Origin of the sequence: Mesorhizobium sp. M7A.F.Ca.MR.176.00.0.0, from assembly GCF_004023165.1 — a bacterium.
GTDB lineage: Bacteria > Pseudomonadota > Alphaproteobacteria > Rhizobiales > Rhizobiaceae > Mesorhizobium.
In genome coordinates, this window is sequence record NZ_RZTC01000250.1 from 1 (window position 1) to 1457 (window position 1457).

General features: G+C 64.5%; 1 protein-coding gene. It reads left to right on the forward strand.

What is annotated here, in order from left to right:
- Nucleotides 1-295: 295 nt before the first annotated feature.
- The gene (locus EOB59_RS34440) at nucleotides 296-1381 is read left to right on the forward strand and encodes an HPP family protein (RefSeq protein ID WP_095482622.1); all 1086 of its coding nucleotides are present in this window, start codon (nucleotides 296-298) and stop codon (nucleotides 1379-1381) included.
- Nucleotides 1382-1457: the final 76 nt, after the last annotated feature.

Below are 1457 nucleotides of genomic sequence, written 5' to 3' on the forward strand. Positions count from 1 at the left end.
CCGCGCCTTGACGGCGGCGATCTTCAGGCCGCCGCGCAGCTTGTTGACGACGAGCTGCCAGTCGCTCGTCCTCCGGAAGATCGAGAAGTCGATACTATCCATTCCAGTAGAAGATCTCCGAGCGCAGGCTCTGACGCGATTTGAAAAGCACCAGCCGTTGGCGGCGACCGCACAAATCGGTGCGCGCAATAATATTCCCACTGGCCGCGAATATTCGGATTGGTTTGACTTTCAAATCCATGGCTTCGGCGGCATTTCGAACAGCGCAGAATTCCACCTCGCCCCAGGGCTTACAATGGCCTTTCGCCTCTTTGTTCCGATCCTTGCCGGTGCGACGTTACGCGAGCGGCTGCTCGCCTGCATTGGCGCCACGATTGGCATCGCGCTGACCGGCGTGATCAGCGGGCTCGCGATGGGCGGCGGCCAGCATGTGGCGCTGCTGGTGGCCCCTATGGGCGCCTCCGCCGTGCTGCTCTTTGCCGTGCCGTCGAGCCCGCTTGCGCAACCCTGGTCGATTATCGGCGGCAATTCGATCTCTGCACTGGTCGGCGTGACAGTGGCGCATTTCGTGCACGATCCGGTGATCGCGTCGGGCCTCGCTGTGGCGCTGGCGATCGCCACGATGTCGTTCACTCGCTGTTTGCATCCGCCAGGCGGTGCCGCGGCGCTGACGGCCGTGCTTGGCGGACCGGCCGTGCTCAGCTTCGGCTTCCTGTTCCCGTTGGTGCCGGTGGCGCTGAACTCGACAATTTTGGTGGCGCTAGGCTTTATTTTCCACCTTCTGTCACGGCGCAACTATCCGCATGTCCACGTGGCCGCCGCAAACAATCACGGCAGCGCGGACAGCCCGCCGATAGAGCGTGTCGGCTTTCGGCCCGAGGACGTCGATGCGGCGCTCGCCGCTTTGGACGAAACCTTCGACATTGGCCGCGACGACCTCGAAAGGCTGCTGCACCAGGTCGAGTTGCAGGCGATGGCGCGCTCGCACCGAACGCTGCTTTGCCGGGACATCATGTCCTGCGACGTGATCTCGGTGCCGGAAACTGCCACCGCCGCCGTGGCGCGAAAGCAGCTTCTCGACCACAACATCCGCGCCTTGCCGGTGGTCGATGCGGACGGCCGGCTGGCCGGCGCCGTGGGGTTGCGCGAGCTGACGCAGACGACCGAAACGGTGAAGGGCGTGATCTCGAAGGCAGGCACCGCCTCGCCCGAGACGCCGGCGATGAGCCTGCTTCCCGTGCTCACAGACGGCCGCAGCCATGCCGTCGTCATCGTCGATGCCGAGCGGCGCATCCTCGGCCTGATCACCCAGACCGACCTGCTGGCGGCGGCGGCGCGCGTGCAGGTGTCAGACAAGTCGCCGCTCCAAGCAGTGGCATAGCGGCCAACCTAACATCGCAGGTTCGGGAACTTTTTGCCGACAGGCGCATCCAATCCACGGGCGAACCCTGTTTGAG